Source organism: Rhizobium sp. CNPSo 3670 (assembly GCF_057784555.1).
In genome coordinates, this window is record NZ_JBXSOL010000007.1 from 239798 (window position 1) to 258012 (window position 18215).

The window sequence follows — 18215 nt, forward strand, 5'->3', positions numbered from 1 at the left end:
CGGCAGCTTTCAAAAGCTTAGCTTTTTCGAGGCGGCAATGGAATCGGCGCGAGTCGAGATGAAGCGGGCAGTGATAAGAACCGTGAGATTGCGATCTGCAAGGAAAACGGCGCGGCTTTCGCCGCGCCGTCCTCACTCGGCTGCCAACGCCGGCGGATGTCTGTCATCCGCCTCTTCCTGGATGGCGTCGGCATCCCGGCCTGGCTCGTCCTTCGCCTTCGGCTCGCGGCCGAAGAAAAGGGCGTAACCGGCGGGCAGAACCAGAATGGTGAGCACTGTCGCAACCAGGATGCCGCCCATCATTGCGTAGGCGAGCGGCCCCCAGAAGACGCCGCGCGAGATCGGGATCAACGCCAGCACGGCGGTCAGCGCCGTCAGCATGATCGGCCGGAAACGCCGCACGGCCGCACCGACGATCGCCTCCTGCCGGTGCATACCAGCCTTGATGTCCTGATCGATCTGATCGACCAGAATGATCGAATTTCGCATGATAATGCCGAGCAGCGCGATGACACCGAGGATCGCCACAAAACCGAAGGGCGCGCCGCTGATCAGCAAGGCGGCCGCCGCCCCGATGATGCCGAGCGGGCCGGTGGCAAGCACCAGCATCGCCTTGCCGAAATGCTGCAGCTGCACCATCAGCAGCACGATGATGACGGCGAGCATGATCGGCGCCTTGGCGGCAATCGACATCTGGCTTTCCGCCGCATCCTCGGCACCGCCCTGGATCTCGACGTTGTAGCCGGCCGGCAGGCTGTCGCGCAGGTCCTTCATGTCGGCATACATCTTCATGACGACGTCATTCGGCTGCACGCCATCCGGCAGCGTCGCGCGCACCGTGATCGTCGGCAGCCGGTCGCGCCGCCATTCGATGCCCTGCTCCATGACGGGCACGACCTTGGCGACCTGCGAGACCGGAACGAAGCCGCCGAAATCCGTCGGCACGTAGACGGAATTGACCGCCGACAGCAGCGAGCGGCTGGAATCCGGCTCGCGGGCAACGATCGAGACCGTCTCCTCACCGTCGCGGAAATCGTCGAGCGGCGCCCCGGACATGGCGGTCTGCAGCATCTGGCGCACGCGCTGCGAGGTCACGCCAAGCGCCCGGGCACGGTCCTGGTCGATCACCAGCTTCATCGCCGGCACCGGCTCCAGCCAGTCGTCATGGATGGCGCCGAGCATCGGGTTGGCCGTAAAGCGCGCCTTCACCTGATCGGCGATCGCTCGCACCTCCTGGCGGTCAGGCCCCATGATGCGCATCTGCACCGGCCAGCCTGTGGGCGGGCCGAGGAAGAGGCGGTCGACCTTGCCGCGGATCGATGGGAAGTCTTCGGCAAGAATGGTGCGCAGCTTGACGATCAGCCGTTCGCGCGCCGGTTCGTCCTTCGCCATAACTAGCAGCTGGGCGAAGTTCGGGTTGCGCAGCTGCTGGTCGAGCGGCAGGAAGAAACGCGGTGCGCCTTCGCCGATATAGGTGGCGATGAACCGCTTGTCGGGATCATCCATCATCTTCGCTTCGAGCGCCTTCGCCTGCACTTCGACTTCCCGAATGCTGGTGCCTTCGGGCAGCCAGAGATCGACCAGGATTTCCGGCCGCGAGGATTGCGGGAAGAAATTCTGCGGAATGAACTGGAAGGCCCAGAGGCTGGTAATGAAGGTGCCGAGCGTCAACAGCAGCACGATCACCCGATGGCGAACCGCCCAGCCGACCGTGCCGCGCAGTCGGCGGTAGAAGCTCGTGTCGAAAGCATCATGATGCTCGCCGGCGTGATGGCGCTGCTTGAGGATCATGTAGCCGAGCCATGGCGTGAAATAGACCGCGACGAACCACGAGGTCACGAGCGCGATGCCGACGACATAGAACAGCGAACGGACATATTCGCCGGCCGTCGAAGCGGCGAAACCGACGGGAATGAAGCCGGCCGTGGTGATGAGTGTGCCCGTCAGCATCGGGAAAGCCGTCGAGGAATAGGCAAAACTTGCCGCCTCGATCTTGATCAGCCCCTCCTCCAGCTTTCGCTCCATCATTTCGACGACGATCATCGCATCGTCGACGAGCAGGCCGAGCGCGATGATCAACGCGCCGAGCGAGATGCGCTGCAGGTCGATGCCGAGTTCGTACATCAGTGCGAAAGTGGCGGCGAGCACCAGCGGAATGGCGATGGCGATGACAAGGCCCGAGCGCCAGCCAATCGACAGGAACGATACGACGAGCACGATGATGAGGGCTTCGCCGAGCGCATGCATGAATTCGCTGATCGCGTCCGTTACCACATCGGGCTGGTTGGCGATCTGATCGACGGCGACGCCGTAAGGCAGCGATTCCTCGAAGCGCTGATAGGTCGCCTCCACATCCTTGCCGACATCGGTGACATTGAAGCCCTTGGCCATGACGACGCCGACCTGGACGCTGTCATGGCCGTTGAACCGGTACTTGCGCTGGTAGGGATCTTCGAGCCCGGAACTGACGGTGGCGATATCGCCGAGGCGCGTCACCTGGGCGCCTGCGCGAAGGCTGAGCTCACGGATATCGGCCGCCTTCTTCACGTCGCCTTCGACAGAGATGCGTACCGAACGCAGGCCGGTATCGACGGAGCCCGCCGGATCGACATTGTTCTGACCCTTGATGGCGTTCTGCAGGTCGAGGATCGTCAGGCCGCGCTCGGCGAGTGCCTTGGACGAGACGTCGATATAAATCTTCTCAGGCTGGTCGCCGATGATGACCGCCTTCTCGACGCCCGGTGTCGTCAGCAGCATGTCGCGCGCCTGGATCGCGAACTTCTTCAGTTCCGGATAGGTATAACCCTCGCCGCTGATCGAATGCAGGGTGATGAAGGTATCGCCGAACTCATCGTTGAAATAGGGGCCGAGCAGACCTTGCGGCAGCTCGCTGGAGATATCACCGACCTTCTTGCGCACCTGGTAGAAGGCATCGGCCACGTCCTTCGAATTCGTATCACCCTTGACCTGAAGCGTGATGATGGCGCTGCCCGCCCGCGTATAGGACTTGACCCAGTCAAGATGCGGGGTTTCCTGCAGCTTGCGCTCGATCTTGTTGACGACCTGATCTTCCATTTCCTGAATGGAAGCGCCTGGCCAGATCGCCTGGACGACCATGACGCGGAAAGTAAATTCGGGATCCTCGCGCTGGCCCATGCGCATCAGGCCGAGAATGCCGGTGATGATGATCAGGCCGAAGAGGAAGCGGGCGATGCTCGGATGTCCGATCGCCCAGCGCGACAGATTGAAGGGCCGTTTTTCCGCGGTGGCGTCCATGGTCCTGGTTCCCTCTTGAAGCGCGATTAGCGAACGGTCTGGTCGGTATCGGCCTGGGCCGACTGCTGCTCCGGCACCTTCACCTTCAGGTTCTCGCTCATGAATTGGGTGCCGGCGGCAACGACGAGATCGCCGCTATCGAGGCCTTGGGTCACATGCACGCCGTCGCCGGTGAAATCGGCGACCTCGATGATGCGGCCATGCACCGTCGCCGTGTCACGGTCGACCGTCCAGACCATCTGCTGGCCGTCCTTTTCCGCCAGCGCAGTGAGCGGGATCGAGACATAGCTGTTGCCGTTGTTGACATCGGCTTCGATGGTCGCGGTCATGCCTAGCAACACCCGCGGATCGTTCGGCAGGCTCACGCGAACCGCAAAGGTGCGCGACTGCTGGTCGGCGCTGCCGGAAACCTCGCGCACCTTGCCGTCGAGCACCAGCCTGGCATCAGCCCAGAAACTGGCCTTGACCGTTTTGCCGGGCTTGAATTCGGCAATGTCGTTTTCCGGAACCGCGATCTGCACTTCCTTTTCACCATCGACGGCAACGGTCAAAACGGGGCTGCCGGAGCCAACGACCTGGCCGATATCGGCATTGATCGATGTCACTATCCCATTCTGGCCGGCCTTGAGCTCGGTATAGCTCACCTGGTTCTTCGCCTGATCCAGCGCCGAGAGCGCTGCGTCGCGCTGCGAGATCGCCTGGTCATGGCTGAGTGCTGCCTGTTCGAGCTGCGACTTCGGGGCGACGCTCTTGTCGAACAACTGCTCGGCGCGCTTGTTGGCGAGATCGGCGGTTTCGACGCCCCTTTCGGCCGCGGCGAGATTGGCCTCGGCCGTCTTGACCGCGAGCTGATAGTCTGTGGCATCGATGCGGGCGAGAACGTCGCCCGGCGTCACCCGGTCGCCGATATCGACGAGACGCTCGGTGATCTTGCCGGCCACCCGAAACCCGAGGTTCATCTCCGTGCGCGCCTTGACCGACCCCGAATAATCGAGCTTGCGGGTATCGTCGGCTTTGGCGATCTCCACGACCTTCACCGGCCGAATAACTTCCTTGACCTCAGCTTTTTCTTCCGAGCAGGCGGACAGGCCGATCCCGATGACGCCGATGAGCGCGAGGTTCGCGACGGACGGCATGCGGTTGCTGAGGGTGTTGAGCGAAAACATCTTCCGCACTCCTGGAATGTTTCGGGGGACCGACGACGGCTGCCGTCGATTATTTCTTGAGCGCCCTGATGGCGTAATCGATCAGTTCGTCGACGGCAGCGCGGTTGGTCTTCGCGAGACATTGCGCCACCATCTGGGGATGACAGAGATTGACCGTCGCCGCGCCGAAGCAGCGCGAGGCGACCACCGGATCGTGCTCGGCGAACTCGCCGGAGGCGATGCCTTCGGCGATGATTTCAGCAATCAGATCATGGACGCGATCGATATGTTTCTCGATGACATGCCAGTCGCGCTCGATCGCGACCACGATCATCTCGTGCACCTTCATCTCGTCGAGCATCGTATCCATCGTCCATTGATACTGGGTCTCGACATAAAGGCGCAGCCGTTCGCTGGCGCTGAGCGGCTGGTGGCGGATGTCGTAAGCGAGCTGATAGCAAGTGGCGAGCATGCGTCCGCAGAGCGCCTGATGGATCTCCACCTTCGAAGCGAAGAATCGATAAATATTGGCCGGCGACATGCCGAGATCGCGGGCGATGTCTGCCACCGTCGTTTTGCTGTAGCCGTAGTGCCGGAACAGCCGCTCGGCCGCGTCGAGTATCCGCGTGATATTCTCCTGTCGCGTGACGTCGAGCGTATTTTCTGCAATGTCGTTCATGGACTTCGAGACCTCGAGTAACGACTGACGATTTTCGAATTTCGTCAGTCGTAAAATATCAAACGTCACTTGTCAATGCCGCCTGCGTAACGCGAGCGGTACGATAAATTTCGAAACGAGGTGATGATGAGCGCGAGCCACGATTGAAAAGTGCCGCGACATCAGACGCGCGGCACTTCGCGGCAATAGCAGAAAAAAATCAGGCGAGCTTGACGTCGAGCGTGATCGGAACGGCGGCGAGCGCCTTGGAAATCGGGCAGCCGGCTTTCGCCTTGTTGGCCAGTTCGGTGAAGGTCGCCTCATCTGCACCGGGGACGCGGCCGGAAAGTGAGAGATGGATTGCAGTGACGGCGAAGCCACCCTCGACGCTTTCGAGCGTCACCTTGGCCGAGGTTTCCATATGCTCGGCGGTGAAGCCGGCTTCGCCGAGGATGAGCGACAGCGCCATGGTGAAGCAGCCGGCATGGGCAGCGCCGATCAGCTCTTCCGGGTTGGTGCCGGGAATGCCTTCGAAGCGGCTGGCAAAGCCGTAGGGATAGTCTGTCAGGGCGCCGCTCTGGGTCGAGATCAAGCCCTTGCCGTCCTTGAGGCCGCCGCTCCAATGAGCCGAAGCCGTGCGATTGATCTGCATGCCGTCCTCCTGTTTCGATGGTTTTGAGGAAGCGGCAGGGCGCCGCTCCATGCCTGAGGGAGATTGGATAGCCTCCCGGTGGGACAATATAACGCTCTATCCTGAGAAGACGACAGGCTCGTAAAAATCGGCGAAATAGAAAGCCTTTCAGGCGGGATGCTGCTGCACGCTGAGACCGCCGTCGATCGTCAGGCAGGTGGCGTTCATGAACGGGCATTCGTCGGAGATCATGAACACCGCCGCCATGGCGATCTCCTCAGGCGTTGCGATCCGCCCGCCGGGATGCAGCTTCATCGTCTCGGCTTTCGCTGCCTCCGGATCGGGGAAGCTGTTCCAGTAGTCGATGACCTTCTGTGTCGAGACATAGCCCGGCGCCAGCGCGTTCACCCGGATATTGCGGGCCGCGTACTCCAGGGCGAGGGATTTCGTCATGCCGAGCAGAGCATGTTTTGCCAGCGGATAGGGAAACGTATGCGGAATGATCGTGAAGGCGTGCGTGGAGGCGATGTTGAGGATGACGCCGTCGCCGCGCTCGATGAAGCCGGGCAGCACCGCCTTGCAGCAATTCCATGCTCCCTTGAGATTGATATCGAAGCAACGGCTCCACTCCTCGTCGGTCGTGTGGAGCGGTTCGGCAAAGACATTGACCCCGGCATTGTTGACGAGCGCATTCAATGGCCCGATCTCGTCATTTGCCTGAGCAACCGCCTTGGTGATTGTTACGGCATCGGTAATGTCGGCCGGCAGATAACCAACCCGGCCGCCCGTGCTGGCGAGTTCTCCCGCTGCATGCGCCAGCAGCGCTCCATCGCGATCGACGAGATAGACCGCGGCATTCTCCCTGATGAAAGCCTTGGCGATCGCAAGGCCGATACCCTGCGCAGCGCCGGTGATCAGAATATTTTTGCCCTGCAGGCGATCACCCATCTATCTTCCCTCCGGCTGAACCGGCAGCGCCGACAGATCGATCGTGACCCTGCCTGAAAGAGCCTCGCCCGGCTCAAGAGGTTTGAGCCCTCCGAAATCCAGCAGATGATGCCCATTCGGCAGGTGGCTCATCGGTTCCAGGCAGAAGAAATCTGTCCGGTCGAGCCGCATGTACAGCATGAAGCGATTGAGCGCATCATCGGCTTCCAGCGTCGCCTGGATTCCAAGTTCCGGCCAAGCGATGGCTGCCCGTCCGTTCCATCCTTCGAAGGCGTTGTTCATCCACTGCCACGGCAACAGCGCACCGGAAGTGAAATCGAATTTAGCGGGTACCGGACCAGGTGCATCAGGGAGATGGTCCGGCCGTTCGCTCCAGAAGCGGTCGGCTGCGATCGTCAATCGTGTTTCCGGCGTCCGTGTGAAGAAGGGATGCTGCCCCAGCCCGAAGGGCAGGACCGCCTCTCCCCTGTTCTCCACCGAGAGCGTCAGCGCTAGCCGATTGCCGCTGAGGCGGATCTCTTGCCGGGTGAGATAGGCATAGGGCGAGATCCTGTCGGCATCGCGCCAAAAGCGGAGCTGCGCGTGCTCGGAACTCGATTCTTCCAGCTCCCATAGGCTGATCCAGCCATCGCCATGCAGGTAGAGCGGATCGTGGCAATTTCGCTGGAAGGCATAGTTGCGTCCGCCAAAGGTCATGGCATTGCCTTCCACGCGGTTGCCGAACGGAACCATGGGAAAACTCGCGAAGGTCCCATCCTGGCCACCTGTCGAAACGAGGAAAGGCTTGCCCCGGAATGTTGCGGCGGTGATGGCCGCGCCCCGGCGGCTGATCCTGACGGAGAGATCACCCCGGCCCAGATCGATGTCGTCCCCGACATGCCCTTTGCTCATCCGCGTCGTCCCGCAGCCGAAGATCTCAAATTGTCGAGCAGCACTGCGATCAGCAGGATCAGCCCGCGCACGACATACTGATAGAATGCCTGGATATTCAGCAGATTCATAACGTTTTCGGCAATGCCCATGATTAGCACGCCGACGATGACGCCGCTCATTGCCGCCCGGCCGCCGGCAAGCGAAACGCCGCCGAGGACGCAGGCCGAGATCACCGAGAGCTCGAGCCCCGTCGCCGCATTCGGCTGGCCGGAAGTGATGCGCGAGGCGAGCAGGATGCCGGCAATGCCGCAGACAAGACCCTGCAGCGCAAAGATCCAGATGCGCATATTGACGACATTGACGCCGGCAAGCCGCGAAGCTTCGGGATTGCCGCCGATCGCCAGCGTGTTCTTACCGAAAACGGTGCGGTTGAGCACGAAGCCGAAGAAGAAGAAAAGGATGAGCATGATCCAGATCGGAGTCGGCACGGTGAGGAAACGCGACAGGGCAAGCTGATAGAAGGCGGGATCGTTGATGCCGACGGCGCGGCCATCCGACGCGATCAGCGCCAGCCCGCGCACGATCTGCATAGTCGCAAGCGTCGTGATCAGCGCATTGATGCGGAACCGGGCGATGACGATACCGTTGACCAGGCCAACGACGGCGCCGCAGAGCAGGGCTGCCAGCAACCCGACGGGAATGGAGCCTGTCGCGTTCGAGACCATCACCGCAGCCATGCCGGAGAAAGCGACGATCGATCCGACGGAAAGGTCGAAGTCCCGGGAAGCCAGGCAGAACATCATCGTGCATGCGACGATGCCGATCGTGACGACCGATTGCAGCAGCCCAAGCATGTTTCGCTCGGTCAGGAAGTTCGGAACGAAGAGCGAGACGATCACGAAGGCGGCGGCGAAAATCACCACCAGCCCCTGCTCCCCCAGAAGGATTTTTTTCAACGAAGTCATCGTCCGTGTTCCCAGTCTTACATGATGCCTGCGGCATTCTTGTCGGGGAGTGCCGCCGTCAGGATGCCGCGCTCGTCGAAATCCGGGCGGGCGACATTGGCCGCCACCCTGCCCTGACACATCACCATGATGCGATCGGAGATTCCCATGACCTCGGGCAGCTCGCTTGAGATCACCACGATCGCCATGCCGTCGGCCGCCAGCTCATAAAGGATTTCATAGATTTCCGACTTCGCCCCGACATCGATGCCGCGCGTTGGCTCATCGATCACCAGAACCTTGATGCCCTGTTCGGAAAGCCACCTGCCCAGAATGACCTTCTGCTGGTTGCCGCCCGAAAGATTGATGATGTCCTGCTTGCGCGATGGCGTGCGCACCCGCAGCCGGGCGATGAACTGATCGGCCAGCGCCGCCTCTTTCTTCGGGTTCAGAACCCCGAAGGGAGAGAAATGCCGGCGCGACGAGATCGCAATATTCTCCTCGATCGACCGCCCCTGAACGATGCCGTCGGATTTACGATCCTCCGGGCAAAGCACCATGCCGGCGTCGATCGCCGCTTTCGGATCGTTCGGCGAAACGGCGACGCTATCGATCGTCACCTGGCCCTGATGCCTCGCATCGGCGCCGTAGAGCAGCCGCGCCATCTCGCTGCGGCCGGCGCCGATCAGGCCGAAAAAGCCGAGGATCTCCCCTCGGCGAACTGAAAAGCTGATGGGATGGCGAAGCTTGGCCCCCGAGAGGCCCGTGACCTCCAGTCGGATGTCGCCGAGCGGACGCTCGCGCCAACCCCAGATATCACTGATCTCGCGGCCGACCATCTCCGAGATGATCTGTTGGCGTGTCGTGGCGGCGATCTCAGGATGATGGGCAGCAACCTTGCCGTCGCGCAGCACCGTCAGGCTGTCGCAAAGCCGGAAGATTTCGTCGAGACGGTGCGAAACATAGAGGATGACCGCTCCGTTCGCTTTCAATCTTTCGATCAGTGAAAACAGGATTTCGCTTTCGCGCGAGGAGAGCGAGGAGGTCGGCTCATCGAGCGCGATCACCCGCGCCTCGAGCATGACGGCCTTTGCGATCTCGACCATCTGCCGCGCGCCAATCGAAAGTGAAGCGACCTTGGCCGCCGGATCGACATCGATGCCGATTTCATCGAGCCTCGACCGCACCGTCTCGATCAGGGTTTTGGCCTGGATCACCCCGCCCTTGGCGGGAAAACGCCCGAGCCAGAGATTTTCAGCCACCGTCAGCTCCGGAACGAGCTGCAGTTCCTGATGGATGACGATGACGCCGGCGTGGAAGGCGTCGCGAACCGAGGCATATTTCTGTTCCTCGCCGTCGATGAGAATATTGCCGGCGTCGGCGGCCTGATCGCCCGACAGCACGCGGATCAGCGTCGATTTGCCCGCGCCGTTCTCGCCCATCAGGCCGTGGACGGCGCCCTTCGCGACGGCAAACGAGACGTCCGACAGTGCCTGCACGCCGGGATAGCCCTTGGAGATATGTTTGAATTCGAGAAAAGCCATCATCACCCCACCGAAGGTTCCGGCGGCACGCTTACGCCGCCGCCGGAGACGTCTCATCTTGAGCGATGATCAATCGATGCCGAGTTCCTTGCGGACCTTCTCGTAATCGCCGCGTAGCGCCAGCGAACCTGACGTCAGCGTCAGCTTTTCCGGCTCTTTACCGTTGGCGATCCAGTCGTACATGTTCAGCGCCGTCTCATAGCCGTGCCGTTTCGGCGAGATGATGACTGTTCCGAAGAAGCCCGTCGCTGCCGGCTTCTTGAACTCGTTGATCGCCGATTCTGCACCGCCGATGCCGACGCCAATAACGTTTGTCGCCGGAATGCCAACCGATTCCGAAGCGCGAACGGCGCCGAGAACGGCTTCGTCGTTGAGGCCGAAAGCGACCCAATATTTGACGTCGGCATGCTTGTTGAGAACGGTGGTCGCGGCGTTGAGCGCTGCCTCGGTATCCGTCTTCGCCTGCGGCGCATCATAGATGTTCTCAGCCGGCAAACCGGCGGATTTCAGTACCGAGATCGCACCCTCGACGCGGTCGACGGCGGTCGGAAGTTGATCGTAGGAGACCCGGATCGCGCCGACATTCTTCATGTCCCAGCCGCGCTTCTTGATTTCATCGACGATCGCCTGGCCAACGGTTTCGCCGATCTTGGTGGCCGAGATACCCATATGCGGCACCTCTTCCAGCGGCTTGCCGTCGGCGCTGACGAGACGGTCATCGACCGTCATCAGTTTCAGCTGGTTGGCTTCGGCCTTGGCGACGATGCCGGGACCGAGCTTCACGTCAGGCGTGCAGATGATGAAGCCCTGAGCGCCCTGCGCGCCGAGGTTATCGATCGCCGATTGAACCTTCTCGCCGTCTTCGGCGCCGATCTTGACGACGGTGAAGCCTTTTTCCTTGGCCGCCTGGTCGGCGAATTTCCATTCGTCCTGAAACCACGGCTCTTCCGGCTGCTTGACGATGAAACCGATCTTGACGTCTGCGGAAAATGCCGAGCCGGCCGCCAGAATGGCGAAAGTGCCAGCCAGGATGGCTGCTTTGAACAAGCGCATGTCTCTCTCCCTAAACTCTGAAATCGAGCAGCTGCCTCCCAGGCAGCATCCAACGAATTATGTTAAATCATCATACCAGTCAATTGCCAATGTATGATGATTGGAATAATAGGACACTCATGGGAGCCCGATGGACCCGTCGCAAAGCGGACCGAATTCGGATAATCAGGTTCGGTTGCTGCCTGGGAGAGATTGCGGAGAGGTGAAGTTGGAATCGACCGAGGAACAGGGCCGAACGGAAAGCTCCGGTAGCGAACGCCGGCCCCGCGTACGCCGCAACGTCACGGCAGCGATCGCTCAGGACATCTGCGCAGATCGCTATCCCTCGGGCTCGCCGTTGCCCCGCGAGAACGACCTCTGCGAACTCTACGGAGTCAGCCGCACCGTGATCCGCGAATCGTTGAAAGTCCTTGAATCCAAGGGGCTCGTCCGCGGCAAGCCGCGGGTCGGGACGACCGTTTGCGACCGGGATGAATGGAACATCCTGGACGCCGAAGTGCTCGACTGGATGGGACCTTACATCAGGGACTTCGACCTGCTCGGCTGCATTCTCGAAGCGCGCCGCACTATCGAACCGGCTGCCGCCGAATATGCCGCCGAACGCGCCAGCGCCCAGGAGATCGCCGATCTTGACAGGGCCTGGCGTCAGATGCGCGACAGCGCAGGCGATCCGGAAAGCTTCACCGAAGCCGACGTGATGTTTCATACGGTGCTGCTCACCGCCAGCCACAACCAGGTGTTCCGCCGTCTGTCGAGCGCCATTCACGCAGCGCTGAAATATGCGCTGCATGCCTCCAACATCGCCGTCGAGAATCGCGAGGATGCAGTGCTCGTTCACGGCGAGCTGGTCGAGGCCTTGCGCATGCGCGACAAAACAGGCGCCAGGGAATGCGCCAATCGCATGCTCGATCTTGCGGTGCGCGACCTTGCCGCCGCCGAGAAGGCGATCGGCAGAACGAAATGATCGAGCACGAGAGGCCGTGGACACGCTGTCCCATCGCAAATCCGAGAAGAGATTGAGACCTAAGATGAAGATCACCAAATTCACCACCTATATCGTTCCGCCGCGCTGGCTGTTCCTGAAGATCGAGACCGACGAAGGCATCGTCGGCTGGGGCGAACCGGTCGTTGAAGGCCGTGCACTGACCGTCGAGGCCGCCGTCCATGAGCTGGAAGACTACCTGATCGGCAAGGATCCCTTCCTGATCGAGGACCACTGGACGGTGATGTATCGCGGCGGCTTCTATCGCGGCGGCGCCGCCCATATGAGCGCGATCTCCGGCATCGACCAGGCGCTCTGGGATATCAAGGGCAAGGCGCTCGGCCAGCCGATCCATTCGCTGCTCGGCGGCCAGTTGCGCGACCGCATCAAGGTCTATTCCTGGATCGGTGGCGATCGCCCGTCGGATGTCGCCAACAATGCCAGGAAGGTGGTTGCCCGCGGCTTCAAGGCGATCAAGCTCAATGGCTGCGAGGAAATGCAGATCGTCGACACCAACGAGAAGGTGGAAAAGGCGGTCAAGACCATCGCCGCCATTCGCGAGGCGATCGGCCCGCATATCGGTATCGGCGTCGATTTCCACGGCCGCGTCCATAAGCCGATGGCCAAGGTTCTCGCCAAGGAGCTCGACCCCTACAAGCTGATGTTCATCGAGGAGCCGGTGCTGTCTGAAAACAAGGAAGCGCTGCGCGATATCGTCAACCACACCTCAACGCCGATCGCACTCGGCGAACGGCTCTATTCCCGCTGGGATTTCAAGCAGGTGCTCGCCGACGGCTACGTCGACATCATCCAGCCGGATCTTTCCCATGCCGGCGGCATCACCGAGTGCCGCAAGATCGCGGCGATGGCCGAAGCCTACGACGTGGCGCTCGCGCCGCATTGCCCGCTCGGCCCGATTGCGCTTGCCGCCTGCCTGCAGGTCGACGCCGTCAGCTATAACGCCTTCATCCAGGAGCAGAGCCTTGGCATCCATTACAATACCGGCAATGATATCCTCGACTACATCTCCAACAAGGAGGTGTTCCACTATGCCGATGGTTTCGTTTCCATCCCGCAGGGGCCGGGTCTCGGCATCGAGGTCGACGAAGCCTATGTGATCGAGCGCGCCAAGGGGGGCCACCGCTGGCGCAATCCGATCTGGCGCCATGCCGATGGCAGCTTCGCCGAGTGGTGAAAGTGAAAGGGTCGCGCAAGCCGCCCTTTTTTAACGCCTTGTCGGAGATTGGGCGCTTCATCCGTCATAGTGGAAACTCAAAGAGGAGATTTCGGAATGGCCAGAGCAATTGCAGTCATCGTCGCCCGCATCATCTTCAGTTTCATCTTCTTCATGGCCGCCGGCTTCAAGTTCGCTGATATCGGCGCCACGGCGGGCTATATCGCTGCCGCCGGCTTTCCGATGGCGACTTTCCTCACCTGGGTCGCAGCCTTTTTCGAGATCACCTTGGCCCTTGCCTTCATATCAGGCGCCTTCTTCACCGAGGCGAGCCTGCTGGCAGGCATCTACGTGATCTTCCTTGCCTTCGCCTTCCACGGACCGTCGCATTGGCAACAGAACCAGGCCGAATTCGGCTTCTTCATCGATCACTTCACCTTCCTGGCCGGCCTGCTTTTCGCCGCCGTCCACGGGCCGGAAAAATGGGCATTGCGGCAAGCGCTCCTCTGATAGCCCAGCCACCGCCGCCTCCGGAACCAACTGTCGCGCTGAACATTGCTATCGACAGAAGGTCAAGGAGGCAGCCCATGGAGCTTGAGGGAAAGATCGCATTGGTGACGGGTGCCGGTTCCGGTATCGGCAAGGCGGCTGCGTTAAGGCTCGCCGCCGAGGGAGCAAGGGTCGCAGTCCTGAGCCGCACCGCCAACGAAGTCGAAAAGACCTGCGCCGAGATCACCGCCGCCGGCGGTCAGTCGATCGCCTTGACGGCCGACACCAGCGACGAAGCGCAAATGAGAGCCGCGGTGAAGAAGCTCACCGACACCTTCGGCGGCCTCGACATCGTCATTGCCAATGCGGGCATCAATGGGGTTTGGGCGCCCATCGACGATCTGAAGCCGGATGAATGGGACAAGACCATCGCCGTCAATCTGCGCGGCACCTACCTGACCCTGCACCTGACGGTTCCGCACCTGAAGCGCCGTGGCGGTTCGATCGTCGTCGTCTCCTCGATCAACGGCACCCGCACCTTTACGACGCCGGGTGCCACCGCCTACACGGCAACCAAGGCCGGCCAGGTCGCCATGGTGCAGCAGCTCGCCCTGGAACTCGGCCGGCACGGCATCCGCGTCAATGCCGTCTGCCCTGGCGAGATCGAGACCAACATCAGCTCCAATACCGACAGCCGCCGTCGCGAGGAGACGGAGGTGCCGGTCATCTGGCCGCAGGGCGATATCCCGATTGCCGGCGGAAAGGCAGGCAAAAGCGAGGATGTTGCCGAAACCATCCTCTTCCTTGCCTCCGATCGCGCCCGGCACATCACCGGCACGCCGATCTGGATCGACGGCGGCCAGGGCCTCTTGCGTTAAGCCTCGAAGGTTTCGTGAAAAAGTCAGTCGTTCAGCTGGGCGCTGTCGAGCGTGTAGAGTTCCTGCGCACGCTGCACGCCGCGCAGCGCATAACGTCCGACGCAGGCAAGCGCGGCACGCTCTTCCACCGGTATGGCCGCGGCGAAATCGGAAGAGATCAGCAGGTTAAGGTCGACCGAGCGGCACATGGAGGCAATCCGGCTGACCTCGTTGACGGCGGGACCGATGACGGTGAAGTCCAGCCGGTCCTGGCTGCCGATATTGCCGTAGAAGACATCGCCGATATGCAGACCGATATAGACATCGGTCGTCGGCCGGCCGTCGGTGGCGCGTGCGGCATTCAGCTTAGTGAGTTTTTCCCGAAGTAGCGATTCCGCCCTCAGCGCCGCCCGGCAGGTCTCGGCCGGCACTTCGCCTTTGAAGATGGCGAGTACACCATCGCCGATCAGCTTCAGCACATTGCCGCCCGCCTCATGGATCGCCGAGATCGCTACCTCGCTGTAATCGTTGAGCAGCGGTATGATTTCCTCCGGCGGCACGCGATCCGAAATCTTGGTGTAGTTCAACAGATCGGAAAACCACAGCGCAGCTGAAATCCGCTCCGATTTACCGCGGCTGATCTTGCCTTCCATCACCTGCCGCGCCGCATCCTCGCCGAGATAGACTTCCGCGATGGTGCGGGCGATGCGCCCGAGCGCAATGCACTTGATCGCCAGTCCGAGAACCGGCACGAGCTTGCGCAGAATGGCGATATCGTGCTCCGAGAAACCCTCGGGATGCTTGGTTGCGAAATGCGAAAAGAAGCAATCCATCTCACCGATCGTGCCGGCTTCGCTGAAACGATGCATCATTGCTACAAAATCGGTGTTACCAGCTTCGGCGATCTTGTCGAGCATGGTGAAATCGATCGGATCGCCGAAGCCGATGCGTCGGCGGACCTCCCGCTCGTTGCCCGACCAAAGATAATAGAAGGCCGAGCGCTGCCAGGTCGCAGCCGCTTCGCCCGAGCCCGTCGGGCCATACTCGAATTCGGTTTCGATCTCTTCCACGCTGTCCCAGCGGAAGGCCCTGCCCTCATGCACGGGGTGCAGCGTGTCCATTAGCGCCATGCCGCGGTCGAGCGGCAGGCCGGCATCGCGGCAGGCCGCGCAGAAGCCGGTCATGAGCTCCGCTTCCGAAGCGCCCTTCAGTCCCTGCTCCGTAACCCAGGCCGCAATCGTGCTGACGTCGCTGTAATCCATGCCGCTCACCTTTGTCCGTTCCGAAGCTGTAGCCCGAACTCAGCGTGGAAGGAAGTCAATTGGCTCAACCGGGCGTGGGCATATTATAGGGCGTGACGATTTCGACGGAAGAAAGTGAAGCTGGAACGGCCCGCCCCGGTGCTTGTGCCCGCCTCATGATTGCCCTGAAGGCCGAGCGGGCATCGGTTCTGAGATCGTGATGCAGCACGAAGCCGATACGGCCTGCGGCAAGCAGGGCGCGGTTATCGGCATCGAGATCGTGGGCGACGAAGACGCGGACGGGACGCTCTGCCGCATCGAAGGCCGCCAGCACCGCGCGATTGCCGCCGCCGATCGAATAGACGGCATTGATGGCTGGATCAGCCGCAAGTGCTGCCGCCGCAAGCGCTCCCGTGGCGGTATCGGTGCCGTGCCCTTCGCTGATTTCGGCAATGCCGATTGCGGGATAATGGGCGCGGATGACGCGGCGAAAGCCGATTTCGCGCTCCTCCTCGCCGCGGAACCGCCCGCTCGACAGCGTCACCAGCACCTTGCCGCCGGCAGTTCCGAGGAATTCGCCGATCAGATAGGCGGCGGTCTCTCCCGCAGCCCGGTTGTCGGCGCCGGCGTAAGCGATACGGGACGAATTCGGCAGATCGGTGACCAGCGTCACCACCGGAATGCCGGCCGCATCCGCCCGCGCGACGGCCGCGGCCACCTCGGCAACGTCAGGCGCCTTGAGTACGATGCCATGCGTGCCGCGCAGCCGGATACGATCGAGAATCTGCACCAGTTCGGTCGGCTTCATCACCTCGGCAAAATGGAAACGGCAGCGGAAAACGCCGGGCAGGAAGGCCGCCATCTCGGCCTCGAAAGCGGCGCGCACTGCATCGCTGAACCGCTGCGGCGTCTCCATGACGATATCGATCGCCAGCGTTCGCCCACTGCCCATCGCGCCGGCCTGCTGTTTTTCCAGCTCGGCGATCGCCGCCCTCACCCGCATTGCCGTCTGCTGACGCACACCCGGCCGGCCGTTCAGCACCCGGTCGACGGTGGCGGTGCTCAGTCCCGCCTGGAAGGCGATGTCCTTGACGAGAAAGGGATGGGCCATGGAATCCGCTTGATGGTTTTTTGATGGATTTCTGATCTACATCACCCGGTATCGCAGCGTATAGTGCCTTCATCGAAAGAGGAGGAGCCATCATGAAGACCGACAATCAGCAGAAACTGCGCGCCGACCGAGTCTGGCTCAGCGAAGATGCCTGCGATCTCGACGATTTTCGCCGCCTTGCGGAAAAGACTACCGCGCTTGCCGATTACCCCACAGCTTCAGCCGTCGAGAAGAACGTGCTGATCTATGACAGCTGCAAGGTGACGGCGGCGGCAACCGGCGAAGGCAAACGCCTCGTGCTGGCCGAAATCTGCGAAGCCTTCGGCGAAGGCCCAGGCGTCGTCGTTTTCAAACATGCTTATCAAGACACCGGCATCATCGACCGCGCCAGCGCGATTTTCAATGCCATCATCGAGGAACAGCACCGCACCTCGACGGGCGGCGGCGATCATTTCGCCAAGCCCGGCGCCAACGATCGCATCTGGAATTCGCTGGAAAAACACTGCCTCGCCGATCCGGAAAATTTCGCCGAATATTACGGCAACGCCGTTATCGCGCTCGCAAGCGAAGCCTGGCTCGGGCCGAGCTATCAGATGACGGCGCAGGTCAACCGCGTCAATCCGGGCGGTGCGGCGCAGTCGGCCCATCGCGACTATCATCTCGGCTTCCAGTCATCGAAGGTTATCGAGCAGTTTCCGGCGCATGTTCACCGGCTCTCTCCTGTTCTGACGCTGCAGGGCGCGGTCGCGCACTGCGACATGCCGCTCGAAAGCGGTCCGACGCTCTTCCTGCCGCACAGCCAGACCTATGTACCGGGTTATCTGGCGCTGAAGCGCCAGGAGTTCCGGGATTACTTCGAGGCCAACCACGTCCAGCTGCCGCTCGAAAAAGGCGACGTCGTCTTCTTCAATCCCGCCCTCTTCCACGCCGCTGGCACCAACCGTTCGGCCGACATAAAGCGTGTCGCCAACCTCCTGCAGGTCTCCTCCGCCTTTGGACGGGCCATGGAGACCGTCAATCGCGAGAGGATGAGCGCCACGCTCTTCCCCGCCCTGAAGGCATTACAAGACCGGCTCTCGTCCGACGAAATCGCGAACGCCGTCGCCGCCTGCGCCGAAGGTTATTCCTTCCCCACCAATCTCGACCGCGACCCGCCGCTCGGCGGGCTGGCGCCGAAGACGCAGGCGCAGCTGATGCATGAGGCGCTGCGGGAAGGCTGGAGCGACGAGACCTTCAAGGTAGCGCTTGCCGAGCAGGCGCGGAAGAAGTTGAGCTGAAGTAGAAATAGA

At 61.6% G+C, this 18215-nt stretch carries 16 protein-coding genes; 5 read left to right on the forward strand and 11 right to left on the reverse strand.

The genetic code is table 11. The features are described from left to right. Positions 1-132: 132 nt before the first annotated feature. The 9 genes from AC13QO_RS09950 to AC13QO_RS09990 form a co-directional block, all read right to left on the reverse strand. A complete protein-coding gene (locus AC13QO_RS09950; RefSeq protein ID WP_488540562.1) occupies positions 133-3276 on the reverse strand; it encodes an efflux RND transporter permease subunit in 3144 nt (1047 codons plus the stop codon). A 26-nt stretch (positions 3277-3302) separates the two neighbouring features. Continuing rightward, positions 3303-4442 carry an efflux RND transporter periplasmic adaptor subunit gene (locus AC13QO_RS09955; RefSeq protein ID WP_488540563.1) on the reverse strand — a complete coding sequence of 380 codons (1140 nt, stop codon included), beginning with the start codon at positions 4440-4442 and terminating at the stop codon, positions 3303-3305. A 49-nt stretch (positions 4443-4491) separates the two neighbouring features. Further along, a complete protein-coding gene (locus tag AC13QO_RS09960; protein WP_085779560.1) occupies positions 4492-5100 on the reverse strand; it encodes a TetR/AcrR family transcriptional regulator in 609 nt (202 codons plus the stop codon). Positions 5101-5299: 199 nt separating this feature from the next. Continuing rightward, the gene (locus tag AC13QO_RS09965; protein ID WP_085779561.1) at positions 5300-5731 is read right to left on the reverse strand and encodes an OsmC family protein; all 432 of its coding nucleotides are present in this window, start codon (positions 5729-5731) and stop codon (positions 5300-5302) included. Positions 5732-5878: 147 nt separating this feature from the next. Further along, positions 5879-6658: an SDR family oxidoreductase gene (locus AC13QO_RS09970; RefSeq protein ID WP_488540564.1), complete on the reverse strand. Its 780-nt coding sequence runs from the start codon at positions 6656-6658 to the stop codon at positions 5879-5881. Next, positions 6659-7549 (reverse strand): aldose 1-epimerase, encoded by an 891-nt coding sequence (locus AC13QO_RS09975; RefSeq protein WP_488540565.1) that lies wholly within the window; start codon positions 7547-7549, stop codon positions 6659-6661. It abuts the gene before it with no gap. Next, positions 7546-8496 carry an L-arabinose ABC transporter permease AraH gene (araH, locus tag AC13QO_RS09980; protein ID WP_097597158.1) on the reverse strand — a complete coding sequence of 317 codons (951 nt, stop codon included), beginning with the start codon at positions 8494-8496 and terminating at the stop codon, positions 7546-7548. The genes AC13QO_RS09975 and araH overlap by 4 nt, the downstream gene beginning before the upstream one ends. 17 nt (positions 8497-8513) lie before the next feature. After that, the gene (gene araG / locus AC13QO_RS09985) at positions 8514-10019 is read right to left on the reverse strand and encodes an L-arabinose ABC transporter ATP-binding protein AraG (protein ID WP_488540566.1); all 1506 of its coding nucleotides are present in this window, start codon (positions 10017-10019) and stop codon (positions 8514-8516) included. Positions 10020-10088: 69 nt separating this feature from the next. Then, positions 10089-11072, reverse strand: coding sequence for an arabinose ABC transporter substrate-binding protein (locus AC13QO_RS09990; RefSeq protein WP_488540567.1), 984 nt, complete (start codon positions 11070-11072; stop codon positions 10089-10091). 208 nt (positions 11073-11280) lie between these two features. Between AC13QO_RS09990 and AC13QO_RS09995 the strand changes: the two genes are divergently transcribed. From AC13QO_RS09995 to AC13QO_RS10010, 4 genes are all read left to right on the forward strand, one after another. Continuing rightward, positions 11281-12036, forward strand: a complete 756-nt coding sequence (locus AC13QO_RS09995) for a FadR/GntR family transcriptional regulator (protein ID WP_483315409.1) — start codon at positions 11281-11283, stop codon at positions 12034-12036. Positions 12037-12100: 64 nt separating this feature from the next. Beyond that, positions 12101-13249, forward strand: coding sequence for a galactonate dehydratase (gene dgoD / locus AC13QO_RS10000; protein ID WP_488540568.1), 1149 nt, complete (start codon positions 12101-12103; stop codon positions 13247-13249). Between the two features lie 96 nt (positions 13250-13345). Beyond that, complete coding sequence (locus tag AC13QO_RS10005) at positions 13346-13738, forward strand: DoxX family protein (RefSeq protein ID WP_488540569.1); 393 nt, start codon at positions 13346-13348, stop codon at positions 13736-13738. A gap of 77 nt (positions 13739-13815) precedes the next feature. Then, positions 13816-14595 carry an SDR family oxidoreductase gene (locus tag AC13QO_RS10010; protein ID WP_488540570.1) on the forward strand — a complete coding sequence of 260 codons (780 nt, stop codon included), beginning with the start codon at positions 13816-13818 and terminating at the stop codon, positions 14593-14595. A gap of 23 nt (positions 14596-14618) precedes the next feature. On the opposite strand, the gene AC13QO_RS10015 is transcribed toward AC13QO_RS10010, so the two are convergent. Together AC13QO_RS10015 and AC13QO_RS10020 are read right to left on the reverse strand one after the other, a co-directional pair. Beyond that, positions 14619-15836: an adenylate/guanylate cyclase domain-containing protein gene (locus tag AC13QO_RS10015; protein WP_488540571.1), complete on the reverse strand. Its 1218-nt coding sequence runs from the start codon at positions 15834-15836 to the stop codon at positions 14619-14621. Positions 15837-15900: 64 nt separating this feature from the next. Next, complete coding sequence (locus AC13QO_RS10020) at positions 15901-16926, reverse strand: LacI family DNA-binding transcriptional regulator (RefSeq protein WP_285192472.1); 1026 nt, start codon at positions 16924-16926, stop codon at positions 15901-15903. A gap of 92 nt (positions 16927-17018) precedes the next feature. Between AC13QO_RS10020 and AC13QO_RS10025 the strand changes: the two genes are divergently transcribed. Then, on the forward strand, positions 17019-18203 hold the full coding sequence (locus tag AC13QO_RS10025; protein ID WP_488540572.1) for a phytanoyl-CoA dioxygenase family protein: 1185 nt from the start codon (positions 17019-17021) through the stop codon (positions 18201-18203). Positions 18204-18215: the final 12 nt, after the last annotated feature.